We start from the raw sequence: 25,460 nt of genomic DNA, 5'->3' as shown, positions 1-25,460 counted from the left end.
ACCGCCGGATGCGGGCTGTCCCGCCCGGCCCGCGGGATCGCCGCGACACTGTTGCGGGTTCCCCGCCGCCCTGGCCGTCGCGCTCTCGTGGACGAGGTTCGGGACTTACGGTGGTGCTATGGACGGTAGTGCTACGGAGGCCGACCGCCTCATCAGAGGGGAACCCGCGTCACATCTGACCGTGGTGCTCGCCGATGACCATCTGGTCGTACGCGCGGGCATGCGGCTGCTGCTGTCCCAGGACCCCGCCTTCGACATCGTCGCGGAGAGCTCCACTCTTCCCGACACCTTTCTGGCCGTGGAGCGCCACCACCCGTCGGTGCTGGTCCTGGACCTGACGCTGGCGGGACAGTCCAGCCTGCGCGCGATCCCGGAGCTGCTGGCGGCGTCGCCCCGTACCCGGATCCTCGTCCTCACGATGCAGGAAGACCCCGCGTTCGCCCGCGAGGCGTTGCGGATCGGCGCGGTCGGCTACCTGCTGAAGGAGGCGGCAGCGGAGGAACTCCTCGGAGCCGCTCGCCAGGTCGCCGCGGGGGCCACCTACGTTCAGCCCTCGCTGGGCGCCCGCCTTGCCGTCACCGCCCCCGGCACGACGGGGCCGGGGGCGGGGCCGGACGACTCTCTGACGGCGCGCGAGGTGGAGGTGCTGTCCCTGCTCGCCCTGGGCCACACCAATCAGGAGATCGCGGAACAGACGCATGTATCCGTTCGGACGGTGGAAACCCACCGGGCCAGGATCCGGGAGAAGCTCGGGGCCGAGACCAAGGCGGACCTGGTCACGGCGGCACGAGAGCGCGGGCTGCTGGCATGACCCACCTGTCGCGAGCACGTGCCGGCGCCGCCGCGGAGACGGCGGGCACGCTCCTGCTCGTGGCCACACTGGCTCTGGAGATCGTGCACCACTCCCTGCACGCCGAAGCCGTGCTCTGCTTCGCCGCCGGCGCCCTCTTTCTGGCAGCCGCCGCGCTGAGTCCCGAAGCCCGGCGGTCGTGGCTGGCGATCATCAGCGGGATCTCGCTCGTGATCGCCGTGGCGCTGCTCGTCCGTATCGTCGAGGCGCCGCTGCTCAACGGTCTGCACCTCGTGCCCCTCACACTGATCGCCTGTGCCGTCGCGATCGGACACCGTTCCGCTCTGCGCAGCGGCACCCTCCAACGGGAGTGGACCCGGGCCCGTCGTGACGGAGAGGAACGCGAACGACGGCACTGGGCCCGCGAGCTGCACGACGACACGCTCCAGGAACTGGGCGCCGTCCAGATCGTGCTGGCCGGGGCGACCGCCAGCAGCCGCCCGGACGTCATGAAGGACGCCATCGATCAGGCGCGGCGCCTGATCGGCAACCAGATCACCTCGCTCCGGCGTCTGATCGCGGAGCTGCGCCCGGCGGCGCTCGATCAGCTCGGACTGCGCCCGGCCCTGGAGGCCCTGTGCCGGAGCACCTCGGAGAACTTCGGTATCGACGCCGAACTGCGCGTGGGCGCGGACGGGGACCGGTTCGGCGCGGAGCTGCCGCCCGAGGCACAGGTCCATGTCTACCGGATCGTGCAGCAGGCGGTGAACAACGCGGTGAAGCATGCCCGGCCGACCCGGATCCTCGTCGAACTCGACAGCGACGACCACGGCCTCTTCACGAAGGTCACGGACGACGGCCGCGGGATGACGCCCGAGCCCGCCCCGGCGGCCCTGCGCACCCCGCCTCACGCGACCGCTTCCGGAGGCATGGGCATCGCGGCCATGCGGGAGCGCGCCCACCTGCTCGACGCGCACCTCACGGTGGACTCGGCGCCCCGGGAAGGCACGCGCGTCACCCTGCGGATGCCGCGCCGTGTCGGAGACGGCAGACGGCGCCGTCCGTTCAGGGACGGCAGACGGCACCGGCCGTAGACGACGGTCGTGGACGACGCGGCCCCGTGCGGCGCGCCGGGCGTGCTCCCCGGCGAACGGGAAGCGCCGGGCCGCCCCGGAGGCCCGCGACCGGTCCGGCGCACCGCGCCCGACGGGCGGCCACCGCGCTGAGGCAAGATGGGACCATGAGCATCGTCAAGATCAATGTCCTGCAGGTTCCGGTGGAACAGCGTGAGGTGCTGGAGAAGCGCTTCGCGTCCCGCGCGGGGTCGGTGGAGAACTCCGACGGATTCGAGTGGTTCGAGTTGCTGCGCCCGGTCGAGGGCACCGACCAGTACCTCGTCTACACGCGCTGGCGCAGCGAGGCCGACTTCCAGGCTTGGATGGAGGGCCCGATGAAGGCGGCCCACCAGCGTGGCGGCGCGGACGGCGCCCCTCAGCAGAAGCCGGCCGCTTCCGGCTCCACCCTGTGGTCCTTCGAGGTGGTCCAGCAAGCCGCCCCCAAGGCGGCCGACGGTCAGTGACCCGCCCGCGTCACCCGTCAGCGGGCACGTGGGACGTAGTAGGGGCGGTTGTGCGCCGCGACCGGGGGTGACTGGCAGGTCCACGCCCCGGCGGCCGGGGCGTCCCCGATGAGCGTGGCCAGGTCGGCGCCGACGGGTGAGGACGCGTCGTGGACGGTGAGCCTCACCCGGTCGGCCTCGCCGGTCAAGTCCCGGTATTCGTAGGGCTGGTAGACGTTCATGGGACCGGCGAGCGGCCGGCCGTCCGGGTCGGTGCCGTAGCCCGTGATCGGGGTGTTGTTGACGGGGGTACGCGGGAGCCCGGTCAGGTCGGCCGAGAAGGAGAACAGGGTCGGCTCCAGCCGGTCGATGCCCGCGCCGGAGGGTGCGTGCGTCGCCTGCTTGCACGCCACGGTCCAGATGTCACCCGCGGGGCCGTTCAGGGAGGGCATGGTCGCCTCGAACCACGCCGGATACTTCGGTTCCCCGAAGAGTGTCGTTCCGGCCTCGATGGCCAGCGGGTTGTCGCACAGCACATGCAGCCGGGCGATACCGAGCAGCTTGGTCTGGTCGAAGCCGTGCGCGAACTGCTCGTACGACAGCCGGGCCAGGCGCCCGGCGCTCGCGGTGGGGTGGGCGATGACGCTGTACTCGATCTCCTGGATGATGGCTCCGCCGTTCGGGTACTGGGCGAAGTACAGCTGGTAGTTGAGCGTCACGCAGGCCCGGCCGTCGAACTCGGCGGCGCTCAGATCGGGATGGTGCCCGGCCAGCGCCTTGCGCACCGGCTCGGGATCGACCAGGTAGTCGAGGCCGACGTTGTGCAGGGCTCCGTAATGGAACGGCAGTTGGTACGGGGCGGCGACGGGCGGCAGGGTGAGGTCGTCGGTCACGGGGCGTGGGTCTCCTCGGGGGTGGCCGGGCCCGGGACGTGTCCGGGGGCCGGCGGGCGGATCGTGGCGCGCTGTTCCGACAGGTCGCGGTCGATCTGTTCGGCGCTGCGCAGAGTGATCGCGGCCATGGTGAGCGTCGGGTTGGAGGTGCCGAGGGAGGGCATCGAGCCGCAGCCCACCGCGTACAGGTTGGGGTGGTCCCAGCAGCGCTGCCACGAGTCGACGACGGAGTCGGCGGGGTGGTCACCCATGATGTGCGTGCCCGCGCCGTGGCCCGCGCCGCGGTAGGCGTAGGGCCGGCCGTCGTACTCGAACCACCCGGGCTGGGATGGCCCCGGCTCGTACCGGCTGTGGTCCCGTGCCCCCAGCAACGCGAAGATCTGGTCGGACACGGACTTGGCCGCGACGATGCCCCGCTTCACATGGTCGGACAGGTCATAGGTCAGGACCGGGCGAGGGTTGCCCAGCAGGTCGCGATGGACGGCGTCGAGCGAGACGCGGTTGGCGGGATCGGCGCTCTGCTCCATCTCGAACTGCAGGACGAACTGCCGCCCGATCCGGTCCCCGGCCGCCTGCCGCAGCGCCGGGCCGAACAGCCCCCCGCCCTCGCCGGGCTCCTTCTGGTCCGTGGGGCGCAGCAGCGCGGCGACCTCGTGGCCGGGCGGGCCGACCGCCCAGTTCCAGCCCCAGTTGCCGATCTCGATACGGAAAGGGGCGCGCGCCGCGCGCGCCGGGCCGAAACGGAATCCCTCCAGTCCGGAGGTCGATCCGGGCCCCCGGTAGGGGCCGACCGGCCGGGGCATGAGGCCCCAGGTGAGCAGGACGGGGTGGTCCATCAGATTCCGGCCCACCTGGTCGCTGGAGTTGGCCAGGCCGGAGGCGAGCAGGAGCCGGGCGTTCTCGATCGCGTGGGCGGCCAGGACGACCGTGTGCGCGTGGACCGTCCGCCGGCTCACGGAAGCGGGGCGGGCGGGATCGTCGTAGCGCTGGTACTCGACGCCCGTGATCCGGCCGGAGGCGTCGGCCAGCAGTCGTCCGACGACCGCGCGGGTGCGCAGGGTGACGCTCGGGCCCCAGCGTTCCTGGGTGCGCCGCGGGGTGTATTTCGCCCCGGTGGGGCAGATGGGGATGCAACTGGCGCTGCCCTCGCACACGGGACCGTGCTCCTCGGTGGCCGCGCTGTTGCGCGCCTGGGGCGTCCCGACGACCCGCAGTGCGGTGGGACGCGGATGCGAGGGATCCACGATCTCGTGCCCGTCGAGCCTTTCGGCCAGCAGCCGGTCCAGATAGCTCGCGGGAAGCGGCCGGTGCGGGAAGGTGTAGCCGTCCGCGAGCGGCAGACCGACGTGGTCCCGCTGCTCCGCCGGATCGGCGGCGACCCCCAGCTCGCGTTCCGCGGCGCGGTAGTACGGCTCCAGCTCCGCATACCCGATCGGCCAGTTACGGCCGTATCCGAAGTCGGCGGTACGGAAGTCCTCGGGATGCATGCGCGGGGCCAGCCCCGTCCAGGCCGTGCCCGTACCGCCGTTGACCCGCAGATAGCCGCTCGCGTAGGGCAACGGGCCGTTCTGGACGAGGTGTCCGCCGGCCCGGTAGCCACCGCCGGGGCGGCCCGCGAGGTCCAGTACGTCGGGTGACGGCACCAGGGCGTTGTCCGCGATCGCCGCGCTGGGGACCTTCACCGGCGCGGCCCGGAACCGTTCCACATCCGCCGCCCGTCCGCCATCGGGTGCGGTGTCACCATCGCCCACACCCGATTCCAGGACCAGGACACGCCGGCCGCGGTCCCCCAGCCGCCGCGCCACCAGCGACCCCGCGATACCGGCTCCGACCACGATCACATCGAAACGCTCCCCGGCGGTCAACGCTCCCCGCCTTCCGCCACACCGGCGGGACGCTCGGCCCAGGTGCCGTAGCCCGGTCGCCCGGTGCCGGGGGCGTGGCCACCGAAGCTGCTCCACACCAGCCCGCGGGCATAGGCGTGCGCCGGGAGCGGGGAGGGTGCGGTCCGGCCGGCGTCGTCCCGCTCTCCCGGCCACGCCCCCAGATACCAGAGGTGACACACGGCTCGGGCCAGCTCGCCCAGCTCCTCGTCCTTGTCCGCCACCGTCCCCGGGTCCGTCCCGGATCGCGTGTCGGCCTCCGTGTCGACCAGCGCGTCCACCAGCCGTGCGTAGAGCGCCGGTTCGACCCGCTGGGCCACGAACGTCCGGTAGATCTCGGTCATTCCGGTCGCCGCCAGCTCGGCGGCGTCGAACCCCGTCAGCACGGCCGAGAGCGTGACGAACCGCTCGGTCTGCGTCATGGACACAAGTCCCCCCTCGTCGAGCCGCTCTCACCGGAGACCGGGCACATCAGCCGGGATCCCTACCTCGATGGGAACCCGTTCATGCCTCGGAAACTCGCCGAGTGTGAGCACGGCCGAACGTAAAGTGACCGAAAGGGGGTGTGTGGCGCCGGGGACCAAGGGGTCTGTGGCGCCCTGGAGTTACGACCGACGGCCGGGTTTGCCGCGCCTACCACCCTTGGAGCCGCCCTGGGCACCGCCCTTGGGGCCGCCGGAACCGCTCCGCGGATTCTTGCCGGCCGGCTTGCGGGGGGAGTTCCCGGCCGACGTGCCGGACGACTGACCGGCCACCTGCTTCCGCCGCGCCGCGCCCCCCGTGTCGGCGCGTTCGCGCTTCGGCTGCGGCGGGGTCGGCCGGCCCCGTGAGCTGTTGACGGTCCGCCCGCGGACGATACCGATGAAGTCCTCCACCAGATCGGTGGTTTCGTCCTCCGGCCAGGACAGGGCGACACGCGACTCGGGGGCGTCCAGGACCGGCCGGTACGTGAGGTCCCTGCGGTGATGCAGACGGGCGAGCGACTGCGGGACGACGAGCAGTCCGACCCCTGCCGCCACCAGTTCGACGGCGTCCGCCGTCGTGTCGGGGCGCGCGTTCGCGGGCCGTCCCGGCAGGGTCTCCCAGTCGAGGGTGTCGTCCAGCGGACGCAGCACGATCTCGTCGGCCAGATCCTCGGCGGACACCTCGTCGACCGCCGCCACCAGGTGGTCCTTCGGGACCACGACCACCGTCGTCTCGGTGTAGAGGGGAATCGCGCTGAGATCCGTCCGGTCCACCGGCAGCCGTACGAAACCGGCGTCGGCCCCGCCGGCCCGCAAGAGACCGGGCGCCTCGGCGGCGGACACCGCGACGAGGGCCAGCGGGATGCCGGGCAGCCGCTCGTTCCAGATCCGCACCCACTTGGTGGGCGTCACGCCCGGGACGTACGCGAGCCGGAACGAAGGGGGTACTTCCGAGCCTGTCACGCCACCAGGCTACCGGCCGTGGTCGGAGGGATCGCACACGCTCGCTACTCTTGACACCATGACGTCGCACCAGACCACCCAGACAATGAAGCCCGCGACCGCGGCGAAGAAGCTGGGTGTGTATCTCGAAGCCACCCCCGCCGAGTTCCAGGAGGGTGTCGTCTCGCGCACCGAGCTGAACGCGCTCCAGGCCGACCCGCCCGAGTGGCTGCTGGAGCTGCGACGCAACGGCCCGCACCCCCGGCCGGTGGTGGCGGCGAAGCTGGGCGTCTCCATCTCGGGTCTCGCGCGCGGCGGCATCACGGAAGCCCTCACCACGGAACAGATCGAGGCGTTGAAGGGCGACAGCCCGGGGTGGCTGCGGCAGGAGCGCGCCACCCAGGCCGAGGTGCGCAAGGAAGCCGTGCGCATCAAGGAGAAGAACGCGGAGCGACGCGAGGAGCCCCGCCGTCCCCGTTCCTGACCCCCGCCGCCGACGCCACGTCGTCGCGGTCGTCGAGTTCGACCACCGTGCCGGTCACCCGGGCCCGTTCCGCCGCCCACACCACGCGGTGGCTGGCGAGGCTCTCGGCGGCGTCGGAGAGCAGCAGTGACGCGTCGCCGGCGGCGACGGCGGTGAGGAACGCGTCGGTCAGCGCCTCGTCCCCGCCACCGTGGCCGTCCTCCGGCGTAGGCCCCGGGCTCCCCGCCGTCGCACGTGTGGAGGTGTCGATCGTCTCCTCGGAGCCATCACGGAAATCGACCAGCCGCAGTGTGTTTCCGTCGCCGTCGATGAAGCCGTGGGTGCCCAGCAGCCGGGTGCGGCGCTGTTCCATGGGGGTGAAGGCACTCATGGTGAACGAACAGGTGGCGCCGGAGTCGAACTCCATGCCGACCACCTGGTGGTCGACCACGTCGTTGTCGCACGCGTACACACAGCGGCCGTACGGCCCGGTGCGCAGCGCGTCCAGTACGCCCGTCTCGGTGTGGTCGTCGGTGACCGCCGACAGCGGCCAGAACTCCTGGTCCGGATCGCCCAGACAGCCCAGGTAGAGCCGCTTGGCCGAGTACGGGCAGTCCTTCTCCAGCGGGCAGTCCAGGCAGCGGCCGGCCGCGCCGGCCGGGGCGCCCTCGGGCCGGAAGTGTGTCAGGCCGCCGAAGGAGCTGACCTTCCGGGGCGTACGTCCGAAGAGGTGGACCAGCCAGTCGATGTCGTGGCAGGACTTGGTGAGCAGCATCGGGGCGGAGGTGTCCTGACGGCGCCAGTTGCCCCGTACGAACGAGTGGGCGTGGTGCCACCAGCCGACGGGCTCCAGGTGCTGGACGCTGACCAGGCCGCCGATGCGGCCACTGTCCAGCAGTCGCTTGAGGAGCCGGGTGTACGGCGTGTAGCGCAGCACATGGCAGACGGCCAGCAGGATGTCGTTGCGCCGTGCCGCGTCCGCGATCGCCGCGGCCTCGTCCTCACCGGTCGCCATCGGCTTCTCCAGGAGAATGTGGTAGCCGAGATCGGCCAGGGCCACCGCCGGTTCGGTGTGCAGCCGGTCCTGGGTCGCGATGACACAGGCGTCGGCGAGCTTGCCCGCCGCCACGACATCGCTCCAGTCCGCGTACACCCGCTCCGGCGGGACCCCGAACTCCTCCGCCGCCCGCGCACGGCGCCGCGGGTCCGGCTCGGCCACCGCGACCACCCGTCCCGCTCCCGTGGCCAGGGCGCGCCGGGCATAGGTCATTCCGCGGAGTCCCGCTCCGACGAGGACCACCGTCACCTGGGACATGGGGCCTCCTTCCTGGAATCGCCGAGTCCGTCCCGTTCCTGTCCGATCAGCCGCAGCAGGCGGGCGACCTCGTCCGCCACAGCCTCCCGCGCGGGACGCAGATAGGCACGGGGATCGACGGTCGTCGGCCGCGCGGACAGCCGGTCGCGCACCGACGCGGTGAAGAGGGTGTTGAGATGCGTGGCGATATTGATCTTGCGCATGCCCGCCCGTACCGCGGCGGCGAGGTGGCTGTCGTCCACCCCCGACGAACCGTGCAGCACCAGCGGGACGGGCACCGCCGTGCGCAGGTCGCGGATGAGGTCCAGATCGAGCCGCGCGGTACGCCGGGTCATCTGGTGGGACGACCCGACCGCGACGGCGAGCGCGTCGACACCGGTGTCGAGGACGAACCGGGCCGCCTCGCCGGGGTCGGTGCGCACCCCGGGGGTGTGGGCACCGTCCTTGCCCCCGATCGCGCCGAGTTCCGCCTCGACCCACACCCCGGACGTATGGCACCGGTCGCTCATCTCGCGGGTGCGGGCGACGTTCTCCTCCCAGGGCAGATGAGCGCCGTCGTACATCACGGAGGTGAAGCCGCGCCGTACCGCCTCCTCGATCAGCTCGGGCCGGGTGGCGTGGTCCAGGTGCAGCGCGACGGGTACGGATACGGCGGCGATGGCCTCGTGCGCGGCGGCGGTGAGTGGCCCGAGGGCGCCCCGGTACGCGACGGCGTTCTCACTGATCTGGACGATGACGGCCTGGTTCGCCTGCTCGGCGCCCGCGAGGACGGCTTCGAGCTGTTCGAGGAGGACGACATTGAACGCGCCGACGCCGTGCGTCGCTGCGCCGAGGATGTCGCCGGTGGGGACGAGTGGCATGTTCCGCTTCCTGTGAGGACAGGTGGGTGAGGGACAGACAGGTGGGTGAGGGACAGAGGTGAGGGACAGGCGGGAGGGCGAGAGGCGCATGGGAGTGCTGCCCGCCCGCCTCGCCGGTGTCAGCCGGCCGGCTCCAGGACGACCGAGCGCGTCAGATGCGCCGGCTGGTCGGGGTCACGGCCGGCCGCCGTGGCCAGCTCGACCGCCAGACGCTGTACGACGACGAGTTCGGCCAGTGGGTCGAGCCGGGGGTGACGCAGATGGGCGCCCGTGGCACGGATCTGCTCGGCGAGCGGCCCGGGGAGTGATGAGAGCCCCCAGACCGCGCGGCCCGGCGCGGCCACGGCGATGGGGCCGTGGCGGTACTCCATGACGGAGTACGACTCGGTCCACCAGGCCGCGGCTTCGCGCACCTTGAGCGCCGCCTCCGCGGCGATCCCGACGCTCCAGCCCGCGCCGAGGAAGGAGATCTGCCCGGCCCCGAGCAGCTCGGCATCGATCTCGGTGGTGAGGGCCGTTTCTCCATCGGCGAGCGCCCGGACGGTGCTGTGGCCCAGGTGGGCACGGAGCAGCATGAGCTGTGTGGTGGGAAAGCGGGTCTGGACGACGGACCGCTCGTCCGCGTAGTCGAGGCAGATCACGTGATGGGCGGCGGCCGCCGCGGGGGAGTCGCCGACGGCGGTGACGACGGTCGTGCGGACGCTGGGCGCGAACCGGTCGAGCGCGGCGAGGACCTCGGTGGTCGTACCGGAACGGGTCAGGGCGAGCACCCGGTCGTAGGCGCGGTGCGGCTTCACCTCCGAGGCCGGGTACGCGTCCGTGAGCCCGAGTCCGGCCTCCTCCCGGAGATGCGCGTACGCCTGCGCCATGAACAGCGAGGTGCCGCAGCCGATGACCGCCACGCGCTCGCCCGGTGCGGGCAGGGCCGCGGCGTGGTCGGGAAGTTCCTTGAGGACGCGCTCCCAGCAGGCCGGCTGGGAAGCGATCTCTTGGCGGGTGTGGTGCTGGGACATGGTTCTCCGACGAGGTGTGAGAGTGCGGTGCGCGGGTGGGCGCGGGGGAGGGGGGAGCGAGGTGCGCTCAGTGGCCGAGCGTGCTGCGCAGCGACGGCTGGAGCAGATCCGCGTGCGCGCGCACCATGTCGTCGCACAGGTCCCAGATGCGTTCGACGGGCAGGGCGGCCGCGGTGGCCGGGTCGGCCATGGCCGCCTGCCGGATGGAGCGGGGGTCGTCCTCCAGGGCGGCCCGGACGACCAGTTCGTTCATGCTCAGATAGCCCCGGTTGAGCGCGGCGCACTGGGCGGGCAGCGAGCCGACACGGGTGGGCTGCACGCCCAGGGCGTCCACCAGGCACGGGACTTCGACGGTACCGGTCGACGGAAGATTGTCGATCAGCCCATGGTTCGGGACGTTGCCGTAGACCGTGCGGGGCGTGCCGGTGGTGATGCTGTGGATGATCTGCGGGGCGTACTCCATGGTGCCCTCGACGGTCAGCGGGGCCCCACTGGCCAGCGCGTCACGGGTCCGCTCGTACTCGGCGATGTTCTCGTCGACGATGCCGAGGTAGGCGCCCACGGGCAGGCGCAGCCGCTCGATCTCGCTGTCGTGGTGCAGATACCAGGGGACGTATTCGGAGGAGTGCTCGCTGGTCTCGGTCGGGTAGTAGCCGAGGCGCCGGTACATGTCGACGCGCACCCGGCGCCGTAGCTCGGGGTTCTCCGCGACGAGGGCGTCGAGCCGCGGGTAGAGGTCGTTCCCCTGGTGTTCGAGACGCAGCACCCACGCCTGGTGGTTGACTCCGGCGGCCCGGTAGGTGACCTCCTCGTGCGGGACGCCCAGGAGGTCCGAGAGGTCGCGGATGGTCCAGTAGACCGAGTGGCACAGACCGACGACGCGGGTCAGCCCGGTGGCGCGGGTGAGGTACTGGACGTTCATCGCCATGGGGTTGGTGTAGTTGAGCAGCCAGGCGTCGGGGCAGACCTCGGCGATGTCCTCGCCGAGCGACTTGAGCAGCGGGAAGGTGCGCAGCGCGCGGAAGATCCCGCCCACGCCGAGGGTGTCCGCGATGGTCTGGCGCACCCCGTACGCGGCGGGAATCCCGAAGTCGGTACGGGTCGACTCGCGCATACCGACCTGGACGATGTTGATGACGAAGTCGGCGCCTTCCAGGGCCGCGCGCCGCTCGGCGTGGGCGGTGATCCGTGGCGAGGCGCCGCTCGGCCCCGTCAGCCGGTCCGCGATGTGGCGGGCGGCTCCGTGGGCCGTGGCGAGCCGTTCGGCGTCGATGTCGTGCAGGGCGATATGGGCGCCCTTGAGCTCGGGGAACGCGAAGAGGTCCGCCAGGAGGCCCTGGGTGAAAACGACGCTTCCCGCGCCGATGAACGCGATCTTCGGGGTGGTGAGGGTCATCAGAGGTTCTTTCCGTCGCGGGCGAGGGCCGTTCCGGCCTCGTCCCAGGTGGGCTGGGCGGCGGTACCGCCGTGTGCCCGGGTGGACAGAGCGCCGCAGGCGGCGGCGAACGCGAGTGCCTCGGCGATGGGCAGGCCGCGCAGGAACGCGGCGATGAAGCCGGCGTCGAAGCTGTCCCCCGCGCCCACGGTGTCCAGCGGGCGGGCGGGGATTCCGGAGGTGCGTAGCAGGGTGCGGCCGTCGTGTACGAGGGCGCCGTCGGCCCCGTTCTTGACCACCACGCGTGGCCCGCGCGCCGCGAGTGCGCCGGCCGCGGCCTCCAGGGAGCCGGCAGCGGCGGGCGAGCCGGTCGCGTCCGGAGCGCCGCCGGCAGCGAGCGCCAGCGCCTCCTGCGCGTTGGGCAGCAGGAAGTCGGTGACCGCGAGCGTCGCGTCGATACGGCCGGGCGCCCACGTGCCGGAGGGGTCGTCATTGGTGTCGAGCGATGTGGTGACGCCGTGCGCCCGTGCCGTGGCCAGCAGTCCGGGCAGCGCTTCGGCGAGTTTCGGCAGCAGGAAGTAGGAGGCGGCGTGCACATGCCGGCTGCTGGTGAGCAGCGCCTCGGGGATGTCGTCGGGCCCGGTGGCGGAGAGGGTGCCGGGGGAGGTGAGGATCGTACGGTCGCCGTCCTCGCGTGTCACGACCACCGTGAGCGGCGTCGGCAGGACGGGATCGACGCGCAGCGCGTCGGTGTTCACGCCCCGGGCGTCCAGCGCCGTACGGATGAAACGCCCCGCGTCGTCGTTCCCGACGCGCCCGGCGAAGGCGACCTCCAGCCCGAGCCGGGCGGCTCCGCACGCCATGATCGCGGCGGAGCCGCCGAGCGTGAGCAGGCCGGTGTCGACGAGCTGTTCGCGCTGTCCGAAGGCGAGCGGCGCGTCGAGCGGTCCCAGAACGATGTCGGGGTTGGCGTCCCCGATGACTAGCAGGTCGAAGGTGTGCGGCATGCGGCTTCCCGTGATCGCGGTCCTGGCTACGCAGGTGTGGTGTGGTGTGGTGTGAGTGGTGGTGTGCGGTTTGTTGTGGTCTGTGGAGTGTTCGTGGGGCGGCACTCAGCCCTTGAGACCGCTGGACGTGATGGACTGGATGAAGGATCTCTGCGCGAAGAGGAAGGCGAGCAGCACCGGCAGCACGGTGATCACATTGCCGGCCATGACCGCGGACCACTGGGTGTGATGCTGCCCCTGGAAGGTCGTCAGGCCGAGCTGGAGCGTGTACTGGGTGTCGTGGTTGATGGCGATCAACGGCCAGGTCAGGTCGTTCCAGGTGGTCAGGAAGGTCAGGACCGCCACGGTGCTCAGGGCCGGTCGTGACAGGGGCAGCACGATACGGAACAGCACCCGTAGCCGTGAACAGCCGTCGATCCAGGCCGCCTCCTCCAGTTCCCTGGGCAGGGAAAGGAAGAACTGGCGCAGGAGGAACACGGCGAACGGTGTGACCAGCGACGGGACGATCAACGCGCCCAGGGTGTCGATGAGTCCGAGACGCTTCATGACCAGGAACGTGGGGATCATCGTCAGCTGGAACGGGATCGCCATCGTGGCCAGCATCAGGCCCAGCAGGACACGGGAGCCGGCGAACCGCATCCGGGCGAACGCGTAGCCGCCGAGGGATCCGAGCAGCAGGTTGGACGCCACCGCGACCACCGACACGATCAGCGAGTTGGCGAACCAGCGCGGGAACATCGCGTTGCCCAGCACATACCGGTAGCCGCCCAGGTCGATCCCCGAAGGCCACAGGGCCGGCGGGAAACGATTGATCTCCGCGTTGCTCATCACGGAGCTGAGCAGCAGCCAGATCAACGGGATCGCGAAGATCAGCGTGAGAGGAGCGAGCAGCAGATGCCAGGGGCTGAACGGCAGCCACCGACGGCCTCGCGGAGGTCCGGCGGCCGGCCGGCCGGAAACGGGAGACGAGGCGGAAAGGGAAGGAGAGGGGGCGGAGGGGGAGGCGGAAGCGGATGTGGCCGTCATCGTGCGGCTCCTTCGAGGCGGTGGTTCTCGCGTCGGCTCCGTACGGCCCGGATCACCCGCGGGACGGCGGCGACCAGGAGCAGCGCGAGCGCCAGCGCGTAGGCGGCCGCCGCGCCATAACCGGCGGTGAAGTTCTTGAACGCCTGCTCCCAGATGAAGTAGACGATCACGGTGGTGGAGCCGAGCGGTCCGCCCTTGGTCGTCACGTACACCAGGTCGAAGACCTGAAGCGCGTTGATGGTCTGCCACAGCAGGAGGAACACGATGACCGGTGTGAGCGCGGGAAGGATGACATGCCGCAGCAGGTGCCCTCGTCCGGCGCCGTCCAGCCGCGCCGCCTCGATGAGGGACGGCGACACGTCCTGCAACGCGGCGAGAGTGACCACCACGCAGAAGCCGGTGCCGCTCCACAGCGAGATCGCCACCAGAATGAGCAGGGACTGTCCGGGGTCGGAGAGGAAGCCCTGGGAGGAGATGCCGAGCTTGTGCAGCACGGAGTTGGCCGCGCCGAACTCCGGATCGAGGATGAAGGAGAACAACACCCCCTGCGCCGTCGCCGAGATGACGAACGGCACGAACATCAGGGTGCGGTACACACCCACCAGCCGGATCCGCTGATTCAGTACGAGGGCGAGCAGCAGCCCCAGACCGATGCTCAGCGGCACATACAGCACCGTGTACAGCAGTGTGTTGCGCACCGCCTGGCTGAAGTGCGGGTCCTGCACCAGCGCGTGGTAGTTGCCGAGGCCGACCCAGCGGCTGGGGGTGACCAGGTCGTCGGCCTGGAAGGACAGCAGCAGCGACCAGGCCACGGGGATGACGCTCAGACCGAGAATGATCAGGACCGAGGGAGAGACGAACGCCCAGGCGGTCGCGGTCTCGCCGCGCAGCCACCGCCGTGCAGCGCCGGGGCGTGGCCGCTTCCCCGAGGCGCCCGGCGCCGCGTCGCGGGCGCCGTTGCCGTTGCCGTTGGCCGCATGGTCGCCGGCTGTGTTGTCCTGGTGTTCGTTGTGCTCGTGGCCGTGGTCCGGAAGCGTGAGCGGAGTGGGCAGGCGCGGCATCGTATTCCTCTCAACGCGGGATGAGCAGAGCGGCGTTGGCCTCGTCCGCGCACGCGCGCAGGGCCTTGACGGGGGTACTCCTGCCGAGGAGTACGGCGGCGATGGCCTGTCCGAGCGCCTGTGAGATCTGCGGATAGGCCGGGTGTACGGGACGTACGCGCGCCGTGTCCAGCGCGCGGGTGAACACCGGCAGCCCGTCGGTCCTGGCCTCCTGCGCCTGCCAGGCGGGCAGGGCCTCGGTACTCCGGCTCAGCGGCAGGCTGCCGGCCATGACGTCCCAGCGCACATCCTGCGCGGGCTGTGCCAGCCAGGTGACGAAGGTACGCGCCGCCCGTACGCGCGCCGGACCGTTGTCGAACACGGTCCAGGTGTCGGGGCCCGATATGGTCATCGGCTTGCCGCTGTAGCTGGGCAGTGGCACCACGTGATAGTCGATCTTCGCCTGTTCGATGTCGGGCAGCTGCCACGGTCCCGTGACGGCCATGCCCATCCGGCCGGAGAGAAAGACCTGGTACATCTGCTCGCTGCCCGGCTTGGGGTCGACGTAGACGCTCTTGTCCTTCGCGAGCGCCGCCACCGTCTCCAGGGCCTGTACGCCGACGTCCGCGAACCCGATCCGCTGCCCGTCCTCGCTGACGACCTCGCCTCCCAGGTCCCACACCATCGGCCACAGCCGCCAGACCGTGTCCTCGTCGCCCACGCCGGGCCAGCCGGTGCCGAACGTGCCACGCCCCGCGTCGGTCAGCTTCTTGGCCGTCGCGACGAACTCCGCCCAGGTCCAGCCCGGTTCGGGAAGGGGCAGGCCGGCGTCGCGGAAGAGCTTCTTGTTGCAGACCACGGCGAGCGAGTCGATCAGCGCGGGGGCCGCCCGTACCCGTCCGTTGAGGGTGACGGCCTCGCGGGCGGGGGCCCAGAAGTCTTTCCAGGGGAGCGGGCCGGAACGGACCGTGTCGGTCAGATCCACCACGGACGGGCTGCGCGCGACACTGGCCAGGTCGGAGCCGAAGACATAGGCGACGTCGGGGAAGGAGCCCGACGCGAGCGCCGCCGTGATCTTCTGCAGCATCGCGTCGGCCAGCACACCCCCACCGGAATCGACGCGGATACCGGGGTGGGTGCGGTTGAACTCCGCGACCAGTTTCTCGATCGCCTCACGGCCGGTGTCCGTCTGCCCGTGCCACAGTTCGACCGTGACCCGTCCGTCGGCTCCTACGCCGTCGCTCGTGTCCGTACCGCATCCGGGCAGGGCCGCGGTGGCGGCGGCGCCGAGCGCCAGACCGGTGCCCCGCCGCAGGACCGTGCGGCGCGAGAGCCCGGCGGGAGCGCCGGGAAGGCGGTGTGCTGCGGCCATATGAGCCCCCAGGGGAAACGCGGCACGGGACGTCACGCGGAGAGCGTCCCGGCACGGTGGGTGGTGTGCGGTGAGGTGGTGTGTGGTGTGTGACGAGGGTGGTGTGTGACGAGGGTGGTGTGTGGTGCGAACAGTGTGCGCCGCGTGGGGGGCGGGGAGCGGCGGCTTGGTGCACCCCACCTGAGACCGGGATGCACCAAGCCGGTCAGGACCGCTCGGCGGGCTGATCGGAGGGGCGGGTTCAGCAGGTCTTTCGGACGTACGCGCTGTTGCCGGGGGTGGTGACGTCGACGTCGCGCAGAACGACGCTCAGCCGGTCACCGAAGCCCGCGCACGTTTCCTTGAAGTATTTCTCCTTGTACTCGATCACGATGACGTTGTCGCCGAATCCCTCGGTGTAGTCACCGCACTCGTCCCACTCACCGCACTCCTCCGCGATGGCGAAGTCAAGGCCCGTCTCCGTGTGCTCGGTGGAGAAGTTCGCGGTGTTCTTCTGGGCGATGGCCAGGCCCTTGTCGTGCGCATGCTGGGAGAGCAGCTTGACGAACGCCTTGGCGTTGGCCTCGCTGATCAGGTCGAACCGGTCGAAGGTGTCGAGATTGTCGGGTTCGACGGCGTTGAAGCCCTTGCTCGCGCAGGTGTCGATCCAGGAGTTCACCTTCGCGGCGATCCGCTGGCGCTTCGCGTCGGTACGGATGTCCAGGACGGCCTCACCCCAGCCGTCGTCGTACACGATGTCGCCGTTCGCGTCCCGCAGCAGCAGGTCGCCCCACTCGTTCTCGGCTCCCGGCTGGGCCTGGAAGGCGTTGACGTAACAGATGTTGTACAGGCCCGCCGCCGGTGCGGCGGTGTGGTCACGGCTGACGACCTGCACACCGGCCGGTGGTGTGTAGGGCCCGCCGATCTGGTAGTCGAAGTCGGCGTGTACCGGAGGGAGTGTCACGGCCCGGGGCGCCGCGCTCGCGGTGGAGGAGGCGAGCAGCGGGGTGATCACCGCCGTCGCCACGGCCGCCGCGGCGACGGCGCGACGACACGACCGGACACGGTTGATTAAAGGCATCTTGAGCTCCAGAAGATGGGGGGTACGTCCCCGCCTCGGACTCCGCGATCTCCGCGGGTGTCCTGGCGACTCAGTCCGGGCTGGCGGTGCGTGGACCGCGTTACCGGCTGGGCGTACCTCTGGCGCCGGGTGCTCAACTCTGGCGTTGCATGGAGTAAAGCGAGCAACTTTCTGCATGTCAACAGATCGAACCTGCGCACTTTGCGCACATGGGCAGTGGGCTCGACGGTCAGCGGGCCCCGGCTCATCTCCGAGCTGGGCATTCCCGTGCGGGGCTATGCTCACCTCATGCTGAAAACTGAGCGTCATGCGCGGATACTTGAGCATGTCTCCGCGCGAGGCGGCTCCGATGTCAATGAACTCTCCCGCCTGCTGAACGTGTCGGCGGCCACGGTCCGGCGCGATCTACAGCATCTGAGCCGGCTGAATCTGCTGCGCCGGACGCACGGCGGAGCGGTGGTCGGCGGCGTCGCCGCCGAGCTTCCGGTCCAGCACCGCACGGAGCGCCGCCGAGCCGAGAAGCAGGCCATCGCCCGAGCCGCGGCCGAGCTGGTACCGGCGGGGGCGGTCGTCGGTCTGACCGGTGGAACGACCGTCATCGAGATCGCGCGGGTGCTCGCCGCGCGCGGACCCGTCACCATCGTGACCAACGCGGTCAACATCGCCGCGGAACTGGTCCCGCACAGGGATGTCACACTGGTCGTCGTCGGCGGTTACGCCCGTACCGCGAGCTATGAACTCGTCGGCCCCATCGCCGAGAAGACACTGGCCGACCATCACACCGACATGACGTTCCTGGGGGTGGACGGGATCAGCGCGGACCACGGCTGTACGACCCACGACCAGCTCGAAGCGGCGACGGACCGCGCCTTCGCCGACAACAGCGGCAGGACCGTCGTCGTGGCGGACCATTCGAAGATCGGCAAGGTCACCTTCGCGAAGATCTGCCCGCTGACGGACATCGACCACCTCGTCACCGACAAGGCGGCTCCGGCCGACCCGCTGGCACGCATCGCCGACGCGGGCGTCGCGGTGACGGCGGTCTGACGCCCCGCTCCGCCACCCGACCGCACCGGCACCGGCACCCCGGTGTTCCGCCCGGTCGGTGACCCGGTGCGGCCGGAGCGATACCCGGCGTGTGCGCGGCACGGCGTGCCCGCGGCCCGGCGAGCCCGCCCGATCCGAAGATCGCGCGTCCCTGCGCATTGTGTGACGCGGTGCGATTATGGGGTGCGTAGGGGATGGTGAGGTGGATGTCATCGGCGCGCAGGCAGTCGAGCCCGAGGCCCGGCGCTCCCCCGCCCGCGCGTTCGGAGGTTCCTTTGGACGCATCCAATGACGCGACCGCGGTGGTGGACGCGGCGGGCAACGTCGTGGCCTGGACCAGGGGGGCGGAGGAGATCCTCGGCTACCCGTCGGCGGAGGTGGTGGGCCGGACCGCCGCCCTGCTGCTGACCGATCCGGGCGATCGGGTACGTGCGGTGGCGGTCGCCGAACACTGCCGCGCGGGCGCCGGGTGGAGCGGCGTCGTTCCGGTGCGGCACCGCGACGGCCGGCGCGTCGAACTGAACCTGCGCGTCTCCACCTCGTTCCGGATCGGTGGCGATGAGTGCTTTCTGATCTCGGCATGGGAGCAGAGGACCCAATGGGCGATGGGCCAGTCCGTGCTGGACGGGTTCCTGACCCGGTCGCCCGTCGGCATGGCCGTCATGGACATGGACCTGCGCTACAGCTGGATCAACGACACCCTGGAACGTTTCGGCGGTGTGCCGCGTGAACAGCGCCTGGGCCGCCGGCTGAGCGAGCTGCTCCCCGGCCTCCAGGCCGACATCCTCGAAGACCTGATGCGCAAGGTGCTGGAGACCGGCGTGCCGGTCACCGACTACGAGTACCTGGGCTGGAGCTGGGCGGATCCGCACCGGCAGCACGCCTACTCCACCTCGTTCTTTCCCCTGGTCGACGTCGACGGAGCCGTCACCGGCGTCTGCTACATCGTTCTCGATGTGACCGACCGGTGGAACGCCCGCGAGCTGCTGGCCATGGTCAATGACGCCGGAGCCGTCGTCGGCAGCACCCTGGACGTGACCCGGACGGCGCAGGAGCTGGCCGATTTCGCCGTACCCCGCTTCGCCGACTTCGTCACCGTCGACCTGCTGGAACCGATTCTCAGCGACGAGGGGCACGGGACCTGGCTGACCGACGCGGGACCGGCGGTCACACGGGTGACGATGCGCAGGGCGGGCATGAGTTCCGTACGGGAAGGATGCCCGGAGGCCGTCGCCCGGATCGGCGACCGGGTGGACTCCCTCCCCCCACCGCACGGCCCCGACCTCCTGGTCAGCGGCGAGCCCGTCCTCATTCAGGTCCTCGACGCCAGCACTCCCCAGTGGGTGACACGGCAGCCCGCCAGGGCGGCGAACATCCGCGAGTACGGGATGCACTCGCTCATCTCCGTGCCGATGCGGGCGCGGGACACCGTGCTGGGCGTCACCACGTTCTTCCGCTCGCTGAACCCGGTGTCCTTCAAGGCGGACGATGTCCTGCTGGCCCGGGAAGTCGTCGCCCGCGCGGCGGTGTGTGTGGACAACGCGCGCCGCTACACCCGCGAACACAACGCGACCGTGACACTCCAGCGCAGTCTGCTGCCGCACACACTGGCCGGCGGGGCCGCCGTGGACGTGGCCTCCGTCTATCTGCCGGCCGGCGCGGGGGACGGTGTGGGCGGGGACTGGTTCGATGTGATTCCGCTGTCCGGCGCCCGTGTGGGTCTGGTCGTCGGCGATGTGGTCGGGCACGGCATCAGCGCCGCCGCCACCATGGGACGCCTGCGCACCGCGGTGCAGACACTCGCCGACATGGACGTGCCCCCGGACGAACTGCTGGCCCACCTCGACGATCTGGTGCTGCGCCTCAGCGACGAGGAGCCGCTCAACGAGTCGGCCGACCCGTTCCGTACGACCGTGGTCGGCGCCACCTGTCTCTACGCCGTCTACGACCCGGTCACCCGGCGCTGCACCCTGGCCAGGGCCGGCCATCCGCCGCCCGTCGTCGTCTCTCCGGAAGGCTATGTCAGATTCCTGGAGCTGCCGGCCGGACCGCCGCTGGGGCTGGGCGGACTGCCCTTCGAGTCCACCGAGATCGAGCTGGCCGAGGGCAGTCTGCTCGGTCTCTACACCGACGGTCTCATCGAGGCCGCCGACCAGGACATCGACCTCGGCATGTCCCGCCTCGCACACGCCCTGGCACAGCCCGGCCTCTCCCTCACGGCGCTGTGCAGCGCCGCGGTGGAGCGGCTGACCGCCGCGGCGCAGCCCGACGACGTGGCGCTGCTGCTCGCGCGTACCCGTGCCATGAGCGCCGACCATGTCGTCTCCTGGAACGTGGCGTCCGACCCCGCCGCCGTCGCCGGCATCCGCAATCTGGCCACCCGCCAGCTGGAGGAATGGGGCCTGGACGAGCTGGTCATGACGACCGAACTCATCGTCAGCGAGCTGGTCACCAACGCGGTCCGGTACGGCACAGGACCGATCCGGCTCCGGCTGATGCGCCAGTCCCGTCTGATCATCGAGGTCGCCGACGCCAACAGCACCTCCCCCCGGCTGCGGCACGCCCGCACCACCGACGAAGGCGGTCGCGGGCTCTTCCTCGTCGCCCAGCTCGCCCACCGCTGGGGCACCCGGCACACACCGGAAGGCAAGATCATCTGGGCGGAACAAGAACTGATGTGACTCCGCCGGGGCGGCGGCGCGTCTCACTTCCAGTGCCGGACGCTCCAGGTGTACTGGTCGCCGCCCACCCACCGGACCACCTCGGGATCGTCCAGATCGGTGCCTTTCAGGCCCAGCGCGAAGGCGTACTCGAAGACATCCTCGATCGAGAACGCCTTGCCGGCCAGCTCGCCGTGGATCTCCACCAGCCGGAAGGGCGGATCCCCTTCATGGACCGGCAGGACCACGACCGGAGCGTATTGGAACCGCGGGCTTTCACTCTCTGTCATGAAAACGACCCCTGCCTCGAAGATGCGCGCCGTGCCCGCTCTGACAGGCTCCGGTCCCCGGGCGCGCACGGCAACCCGGGGAGGTCCCGGCGCGGGGGTGTCAGACGAACGATTCGTGCATGTAGCACCAGCGCCAGTCCTCCCCGGGCTCCAGGGACGCCACGAGCGGGTGGCCGAGTGAGGCGGCGTGGGCGCGGGCGTGCCGGAGCGGGGAGGAGTCGCAGCATCCGACATGGCCGCAGGTCAGGCAGATCCTGAGGTGCTCCCAGGGCGCGCCGAGCCGCAGGCACTCCTCGCAGCCGTCGGGGGTACGGGGGGTGACCGGGCGCGCCATGGACAGGTGCCAGTCGGCGTCCGTGCTCACGGCCCTCGCCTCTCCCGTCACGGCACGCACGTTCCCCCGCACGGCCCTCGTCTTCCCGGCCATGCCCGTCAGCCTCCCGGTGCGGACTCGGGCTCGGGCGGGTCCTGGTACGTCACGACCAGCTCGCCGTTCTGGGCGTCCACCTTGATGTGCGACCCGTCCTCCGCCTCACCGCGCAGCAGCGCGCGTCCGACCAGCGTCTCGACCTCGTGCGAGATATAGCGACGCAGCGGACGGGCCCCGTACACCGGATCGAAGCCCTGGTGGGCGATGAGTTCGCGGGCCGGCTCGGTGAGTTCCACCGTGATCCTGCGCTCCGCGAGACGCCGGCGCAGTTCGTCGAACTGGAGGTCGACGATCCGCTCGATCTGGGTCAGACCGAGCGGCTTGAAGAGCACGATGTCGTCCACGCGGTTGAGGAACTCCGGCCGGAAGTGCGCGCGGAGTTCGGACATCACCTGCGCGCGGGCATCGGGCTTGATCTCGCCGTCCGCGCTCGCGTCCAGCAGGTAGGGGGAGCCGATGTTGGAGGTCATGATGACGACGGTGTTGCGGAAGTCGACGGTCCGCCCCTGGGCGTCGGTGATCCGGCCGTCGTCCAGCACCTGGAGCAGGGTGTTGAAGACATCGGCGTGGGCCTTCTCGATCTCGTCGAACAGGACGACCGAGTACGGCTTGCGGCGGACGGCCTCGGTGAGCTGGCCGCCCTCCTCGTACCCCACGTATCCCGGCGGGGCGCCGACGAGGCGGCTCACGGTGTGCCGCTCCTGGTATTCGCTCATGTCGAGGCGCACCATGCTCTCCTCGGAGTCGAAGAGCGCGGCGGCGAGGGTCTTCGCCAGCTCCGTCTTGCCCACACCGGTCGGGCCGAGGAAGATGAACGACCCGATCGGGCGGCGCGGGTCACGGATGCCGGACCGGGCCCGGATGATCGCGTCGGCCACCAGCTGTACGGCCTCGTCCTGCCCGATCACCCGCTCCTGAAGGATCTCGTCCAGCCGCAGCAGCTTCTCGCGCTCGGCCTCCTGGAGCCGGCTCACCGGAATGCCGGTCCACGCGGCGACGATCTCGGCGATCTCGTCCTCGGTGACCACCTCGCGCAGCAGCCGGGTCTCGCCCTGTTTGGCGCGCAGTTGCTCCTCCTCCGCGGCGAGCCGGCGCTCCAGCTCGGTGAGCCTTCCGTAGCGCAGCTCGGCGGCGCGGTTGAGGTCGTAGGCCCGTTCGGCCTCGTCGGCCTCCTGGCGGACCCGTTCCAGCTCCTGCCGCAGCTCCTGGACCTTGCGGATGGCCTGGCGTTCGGATTCCCACTGGGCGCGCCGGGCGTCGGCGTCGGCCCGCAGATCGGTGAGCTCCCGGCGCAGCTCCGCCAGTCTGGTGACGCTGGCCGGGTCGGTCTCCTTGGCGAGGGCCGCCTCCTCGATCTCCAGCCGGGTCACCCGCCGGGTCAGTTCGTCCAGTTCGGCGGGCATCGAGTCGATCTCGGTACGCATCCGCGCGCAGGCCTCGTCCACCAGGTCGATGGCCTTGTCGGGCAGGAACCGGTCCGAGATGTAGCGGTGGCTGAGCGTCGCCGCGGCGACCAGCGCCGTGTCCTGGATCCGTACACCGTGGAAGACCTCCAGCCGCTCGCGCAGGCCGCGCAGGATGGAGACGGTGTCCTCCACGCTCGGCTCGTCCACCAGCACCTGCTGGAAGCGCCGCTCCAGCGCGGCGTCGGACTCGATGTGCTTGCGGTACTCGTCCAGGGTGGTGGCGCCGATCATGTGCAGCTCACCGCGGGCGAGCATCGGCTTCAGCATGTTCCCGGCGTCCACCGCTCCTTCGGCGCCGCCCGCGCCGACCACGGTGTGGAGTTCGTCGAGGAAGAGCAGGATCCGTCCGCCGGCCGCCTTGACCTCGCCGAGCACCGCCTTCAGCCGTTCCTCGAACTCACCGCGGTACTTGGCACCGGCCACCAGCGCGGCCATGTCGAGCGCGAAGACGGTACGGTCCCGCAGCCCCTCGGGCACATCGCCGCGGACGATCCGCTGGGCGAGGCCCTCCACGATCGCCGTCTTCCCGACCCCCGGATCGCCGATCAGCACCGGGTTGTTCTTGGTCTTGCGGCTGAGGATCTGGGTCACCCGCCGTATCTCGGCGTCCCGGCCGATCACCGGGTCCAGACTGCCGCTACGGGCCTCGGCGACCAGGTCGCGGCCGTACTTCTCCAGGGCCTCGTACGCGGCCTCCGGGGTCGCGGAGGTGACCCGCTGGTTGCCGCGGACCCGCGTGAGCGCGGACAGGAACGCCTCCTTGGTGAGGCCGTGGTCCTTCAGCAGACGCCCCGCGGCGGTCGCGGAGCCCTCGTCGGCCAGCGCCATCATCAGATGCTCGACGGAGACGTACTCGTCCTTGAGCCGCACGGCCTCCTGCTCGGCGGTCTCCAGCAGCCGTGACAGCCGCTGGGTGACGAACACCTGGCCCGGCGCGGCTCCCGGGCCGGTCGACCCGGGCCTGCGCGACAGCTCGCTCTCGACGGCGGTGCGCAGCGCGGACGGATCGACGCCCGCCTGGTCGAGCAGCCGGGGGACGAGCCCGTCCCGCTGGTCGAGCAGCGCGAGCAGCAGATGTTCTCCGTCGACCTCGGTCTGCCCGAGGCGTACGGCCGTGCTCTGGGCCTCTTGCAGGGCTTCCTGGGACTTCTGGGTGAGGCGGTTCATGTCCATGGCACGTCGTCACTCCTCGCGCCGGTACGGCGCAGCGCGGCCTCCAGCCGGCCGATCCGGTCCAGCAGGTCCAGTACCAGGCCGATGGAGGCGTAGTTGAGGGGGAGTCCGGCCCGCAGCCGCTGGATACGGGCCAGCGTGCGCGGGGCGGACCGGTCGAACCTGAGCCGGCCGGCGGGGTCACGGGTGGCGTCCACCAGCCCCAGCGTCACCAGGCGCCGGACCATCTCCGGGTGCATCCCCGAGCGGCGGGCCACGCTCTCCAGGCTGAGCCCGCGGACGGGCACCAGCTCGTAGACCCGGACGGCCGTCGCGTCCGGCCGTCGCCCGGCTGTCCCGTCCTGCCGTCGCCCGGTCGTCGTGTCCTGCCGTCGTCGCCGTCGCTCGGGCGTCATCCCGTCCTCCTCGGGTCGAAGTCGGACGCGGCCGCCAGTTCCTCGAACAGCTCGCGTTCACGGTCGGTGGGGCGCGGCGGGACCATCACCCGGACCTCGGCGTAGAGATCGCCGTCGGTGCCGCGCGGGTGGGGCATTCCCTCGCCGCGCAGCCGTAGCCGGCGCCCGCTGGAGGAGCCGGGCGGGACCGTGACCTTGGCGGTGCCGCCCGGGGTGGCCAGGGGCACGGTCGCGCCGAGAGCCGCCTCCCAGGGCGTCACGGGCAGCCGGACATGGATGTCGCGGCCGTCCAGCCGGTACCGCTCGTGGGGGGTGACGTGCACCCGCAGATAGAGGTCACCGGCGGGCGCGTCACGGCTGCCCCGGCCGCCCTCGCCGGCCAGCCGGATCCGCTGCCCGTCCCGCACCCCCCGGGGAATGGTGACCTGGTAGTCGCGGCGGCCGTCCGGACCGGCGAGGCTGACCGCGCGCCGCCCGCCCCGGTACGCCTCCTCCACGGACAGCTCCACCTCGGCCTCCTGGTCGGCGCCGGGGACGGTACGGCGGGGTCCGCCGCGTCCGCCCGCCCCGAACAGGCCGCCGAAGAGATCCTCGAAGTCCACGTCCTGGAAGGATCCGCCCGGCCCCTGGGCGAAGCGCACCCCGCCACCGGTGGAGGCCCGGCCCGCGCCGCCGCGGCCCGCCCCGGCGGCCACCCGCTCGTCGTAGTCCTCGGGGATCTGCCGGAAGTCCGGGCCGAAGCGGTCGTACCGCGCCCGGGTGTCCGGGTCGGCCAGAACGCTGTACGCCTCGTTGACGTCCTTGAAGCGCTCCTCCGCCTCCGGATCCTTGTTGACATCCGGATGGTGGCGACGGGCCAGCTTCCGGTAGGCCTGCTGGATGTCCTCCTGGCTCGCCGTGCGGGGGACACCGAGCACCTCGTAGTAGTCCTGTGCCAT

The 25,460-nt window shown here is 71.1% G+C and carries 24 protein-coding genes; 6 read left to right on the top strand and 18 right to left on the bottom strand.

Translation table 11 applies throughout. The annotated features are described in order from the left end of the window. Positions 1–118: 118 nt before the first annotated feature. From ACIOGX_RS21640 to ACIOGX_RS21630, 3 genes are all read left to right on the top strand, one after another. Positions 119–811 (top strand): LuxR C-terminal-related transcriptional regulator, encoded by a 693-nt coding sequence (locus ACIOGX_RS21640; RefSeq protein ID WP_401761534.1) that lies wholly within the window; start codon positions 119–121, stop codon positions 809–811. Continuing rightward, complete coding sequence (locus ACIOGX_RS21635) at positions 808–1,884, top strand: sensor histidine kinase (protein WP_401915340.1); 1,077 nt, start codon at positions 808–810, stop codon at positions 1,882–1,884. Before ACIOGX_RS21640 ends, ACIOGX_RS21635 begins: the two co-directional genes overlap by 4 nt. Before the next feature lie 146 nt (positions 1,885–2,030). Continuing rightward, positions 2,031–2,369 carry an antibiotic biosynthesis monooxygenase gene (locus tag ACIOGX_RS21630; RefSeq protein ID WP_356507603.1) on the top strand — a complete coding sequence of 113 codons (339 nt, stop codon included), beginning with the start codon at positions 2,031–2,033 and terminating at the stop codon, positions 2,367–2,369. Between the two features lie 17 nt (positions 2,370–2,386). Here the strand turns inward: ACIOGX_RS21630 and ACIOGX_RS21625 are convergent, their stop codons facing one another. The 4 genes from ACIOGX_RS21625 to ACIOGX_RS21610 form a co-directional block, all read right to left on the bottom strand. Further along, complete coding sequence (locus ACIOGX_RS21625; RefSeq protein ID WP_401915337.1) at positions 2,387–3,241, bottom strand: hypothetical protein; 855 nt, start codon at positions 3,239–3,241, stop codon at positions 2,387–2,389. After that, positions 3,238–5,106, bottom strand: a complete 1,869-nt coding sequence (locus ACIOGX_RS21620; RefSeq protein WP_401915334.1) for a GMC family oxidoreductase — start codon at positions 5,104–5,106, stop codon at positions 3,238–3,240. Before ACIOGX_RS21620 ends, ACIOGX_RS21625 begins: the two co-directional genes overlap by 4 nt. Then, positions 5,103–5,546, bottom strand: coding sequence for a hypothetical protein (locus tag ACIOGX_RS21615; protein WP_401915331.1), 444 nt, complete (start codon positions 5,544–5,546; stop codon positions 5,103–5,105). Before ACIOGX_RS21615 ends, ACIOGX_RS21620 begins: the two co-directional genes overlap by 4 nt. Before the next feature lie 183 nt (positions 5,547–5,729). Further along, complete coding sequence (locus ACIOGX_RS21610; protein ID WP_401915328.1) at positions 5,730–6,551, bottom strand: LysR family substrate-binding domain-containing protein; 822 nt, start codon at positions 6,549–6,551, stop codon at positions 5,730–5,732. A 58-nt stretch (positions 6,552–6,609) separates the two neighbouring features. Between ACIOGX_RS21610 and ACIOGX_RS21605 the strand changes: the two genes are divergently transcribed. Further along, complete coding sequence (locus ACIOGX_RS21605) at positions 6,610–7,014, top strand: DUF5997 family protein (RefSeq protein WP_383966968.1); 405 nt, start codon at positions 6,610–6,612, stop codon at positions 7,012–7,014. On the opposite strand, the gene ACIOGX_RS21600 is transcribed toward ACIOGX_RS21605, so the two are convergent. From ACIOGX_RS21600 to ACIOGX_RS21560, 9 genes are all read right to left on the bottom strand, one after another. Further along, positions 6,962–8,308, bottom strand: a complete 1,347-nt coding sequence (locus tag ACIOGX_RS21600; RefSeq protein ID WP_401915325.1) for a Gfo/Idh/MocA family protein — start codon at positions 8,306–8,308, stop codon at positions 6,962–6,964. The genes ACIOGX_RS21605 and ACIOGX_RS21600 overlap by 53 nt on opposite strands. Further along, entirely contained in the window at positions 8,296–9,168 is an 873-nt protein-coding gene (locus ACIOGX_RS21595) for a ketose-bisphosphate aldolase (RefSeq protein WP_383966962.1), read from the bottom strand. Before ACIOGX_RS21595 ends, ACIOGX_RS21600 begins: the two co-directional genes overlap by 13 nt. Positions 9,169–9,287: 119 nt before the next feature. Continuing rightward, positions 9,288–10,181: an SIS domain-containing protein gene (locus tag ACIOGX_RS21590; protein WP_401915322.1), complete on the bottom strand. Its 894-nt coding sequence runs from the start codon at positions 10,179–10,181 to the stop codon at positions 9,288–9,290. A gap of 67 nt (positions 10,182–10,248) precedes the next feature. Next, positions 10,249–11,577 carry an alpha-glucosidase/alpha-galactosidase gene (locus tag ACIOGX_RS21585; RefSeq protein WP_401915319.1) on the bottom strand — a complete coding sequence of 443 codons (1,329 nt, stop codon included), beginning with the start codon at positions 11,575–11,577 and terminating at the stop codon, positions 10,249–10,251. Beyond that, a complete protein-coding gene (locus ACIOGX_RS21580; protein WP_401915317.1) occupies positions 11,577–12,563 on the bottom strand; it encodes a carbohydrate kinase family protein in 987 nt (328 codons plus the stop codon). Before ACIOGX_RS21580 ends, ACIOGX_RS21585 begins: the two co-directional genes overlap by 1 nt. Before the next feature lie 105 nt (positions 12,564–12,668). Next, a complete protein-coding gene (locus tag ACIOGX_RS21575) occupies positions 12,669–13,589 on the bottom strand; it encodes a carbohydrate ABC transporter permease (protein ID WP_356507581.1) in 921 nt (306 codons plus the stop codon). Further along, the gene (locus ACIOGX_RS21570) at positions 13,586–14,650 is read right to left on the bottom strand and encodes a carbohydrate ABC transporter permease (protein WP_401915314.1); all 1,065 of its coding nucleotides are present in this window, start codon (positions 14,648–14,650) and stop codon (positions 13,586–13,588) included. Before ACIOGX_RS21570 ends, ACIOGX_RS21575 begins: the two co-directional genes overlap by 4 nt. A 10-nt stretch (positions 14,651–14,660) precedes the next feature. Beyond that, positions 14,661–16,001: an ABC transporter substrate-binding protein gene (locus tag ACIOGX_RS21565; RefSeq protein WP_356507577.1), complete on the bottom strand. Its 1,341-nt coding sequence runs from the start codon at positions 15,999–16,001 to the stop codon at positions 14,661–14,663. Positions 16,002–16,242: 241 nt separating this feature from the next. Continuing rightward, positions 16,243–17,061, bottom strand: a complete 819-nt coding sequence (locus tag ACIOGX_RS21560; RefSeq protein ID WP_356507575.1) for an endo alpha-1,4 polygalactosaminidase — start codon at positions 17,059–17,061, stop codon at positions 16,243–16,245. A gap of 288 nt (positions 17,062–17,349) precedes the next feature. Here ACIOGX_RS21560 and ACIOGX_RS21555 point away from each other — a divergent pair, with 288 nt between their 5' ends. Both ACIOGX_RS21555 and ACIOGX_RS21550 read left to right on the top strand, forming a co-directional pair. Beyond that, the gene (locus tag ACIOGX_RS21555; RefSeq protein WP_356507573.1) at positions 17,350–18,108 is read left to right on the top strand and encodes a DeoR/GlpR family DNA-binding transcription regulator; all 759 of its coding nucleotides are present in this window, start codon (positions 17,350–17,352) and stop codon (positions 18,106–18,108) included. 206 nt (positions 18,109–18,314) lie between these two features. Then, the gene (locus ACIOGX_RS21550) at positions 18,315–20,789 is read left to right on the top strand and encodes a SpoIIE family protein phosphatase (protein ID WP_356507571.1); all 2,475 of its coding nucleotides are present in this window, start codon (positions 18,315–18,317) and stop codon (positions 20,787–20,789) included. A gap of 23 nt (positions 20,790–20,812) precedes the next feature. Here ACIOGX_RS21550 and ACIOGX_RS21545 read toward each other — a convergent pair whose 3' ends face one another. The 5 genes from ACIOGX_RS21545 to ACIOGX_RS21525 form a co-directional block, all read right to left on the bottom strand. After that, entirely contained in the window at positions 20,813–21,058 is a 246-nt protein-coding gene (locus ACIOGX_RS21545) for a hypothetical protein (RefSeq protein WP_356507569.1), read from the bottom strand. A 100-nt stretch (positions 21,059–21,158) separates the two neighbouring features. Then, positions 21,159–21,392 (bottom strand): UBP-type zinc finger domain-containing protein, encoded by a 234-nt coding sequence (locus ACIOGX_RS21540; RefSeq protein ID WP_401762634.1) that lies wholly within the window; start codon positions 21,390–21,392, stop codon positions 21,159–21,161. A gap of 98 nt (positions 21,393–21,490) precedes the next feature. Continuing rightward, the gene (clpB, locus tag ACIOGX_RS21535; protein ID WP_401761506.1) at positions 21,491–24,127 is read right to left on the bottom strand and encodes an ATP-dependent chaperone ClpB; all 2,637 of its coding nucleotides are present in this window, start codon (positions 24,125–24,127) and stop codon (positions 21,491–21,493) included. Next, entirely contained in the window at positions 24,118–24,522 is a 405-nt protein-coding gene (locus ACIOGX_RS21530) for a chaperone modulator CbpM (RefSeq protein ID WP_401915309.1), read from the bottom strand. Before ACIOGX_RS21530 ends, clpB begins: the two co-directional genes overlap by 10 nt. Next, on the bottom strand, positions 24,519–25,460 hold the full coding sequence (locus ACIOGX_RS21525; RefSeq protein ID WP_401761502.1) for a DnaJ C-terminal domain-containing protein: 942 nt from the start codon (positions 25,458–25,460) through the stop codon (positions 24,519–24,521). The genes ACIOGX_RS21530 and ACIOGX_RS21525 overlap by 4 nt, the downstream gene beginning before the upstream one ends.

The sequence above is a fragment of the Streptomyces sp. NPDC088147 genome (genome assembly GCF_044741565.1).
In the GTDB taxonomy this organism is placed as follows: domain Bacteria; phylum Actinomycetota; class Actinomycetes; order Streptomycetales; family Streptomycetaceae; genus Streptomyces.
Note: the sequence above shows the minus strand (reverse complement) of the source record. Positions and strands in the feature narration are given on the sequence as shown.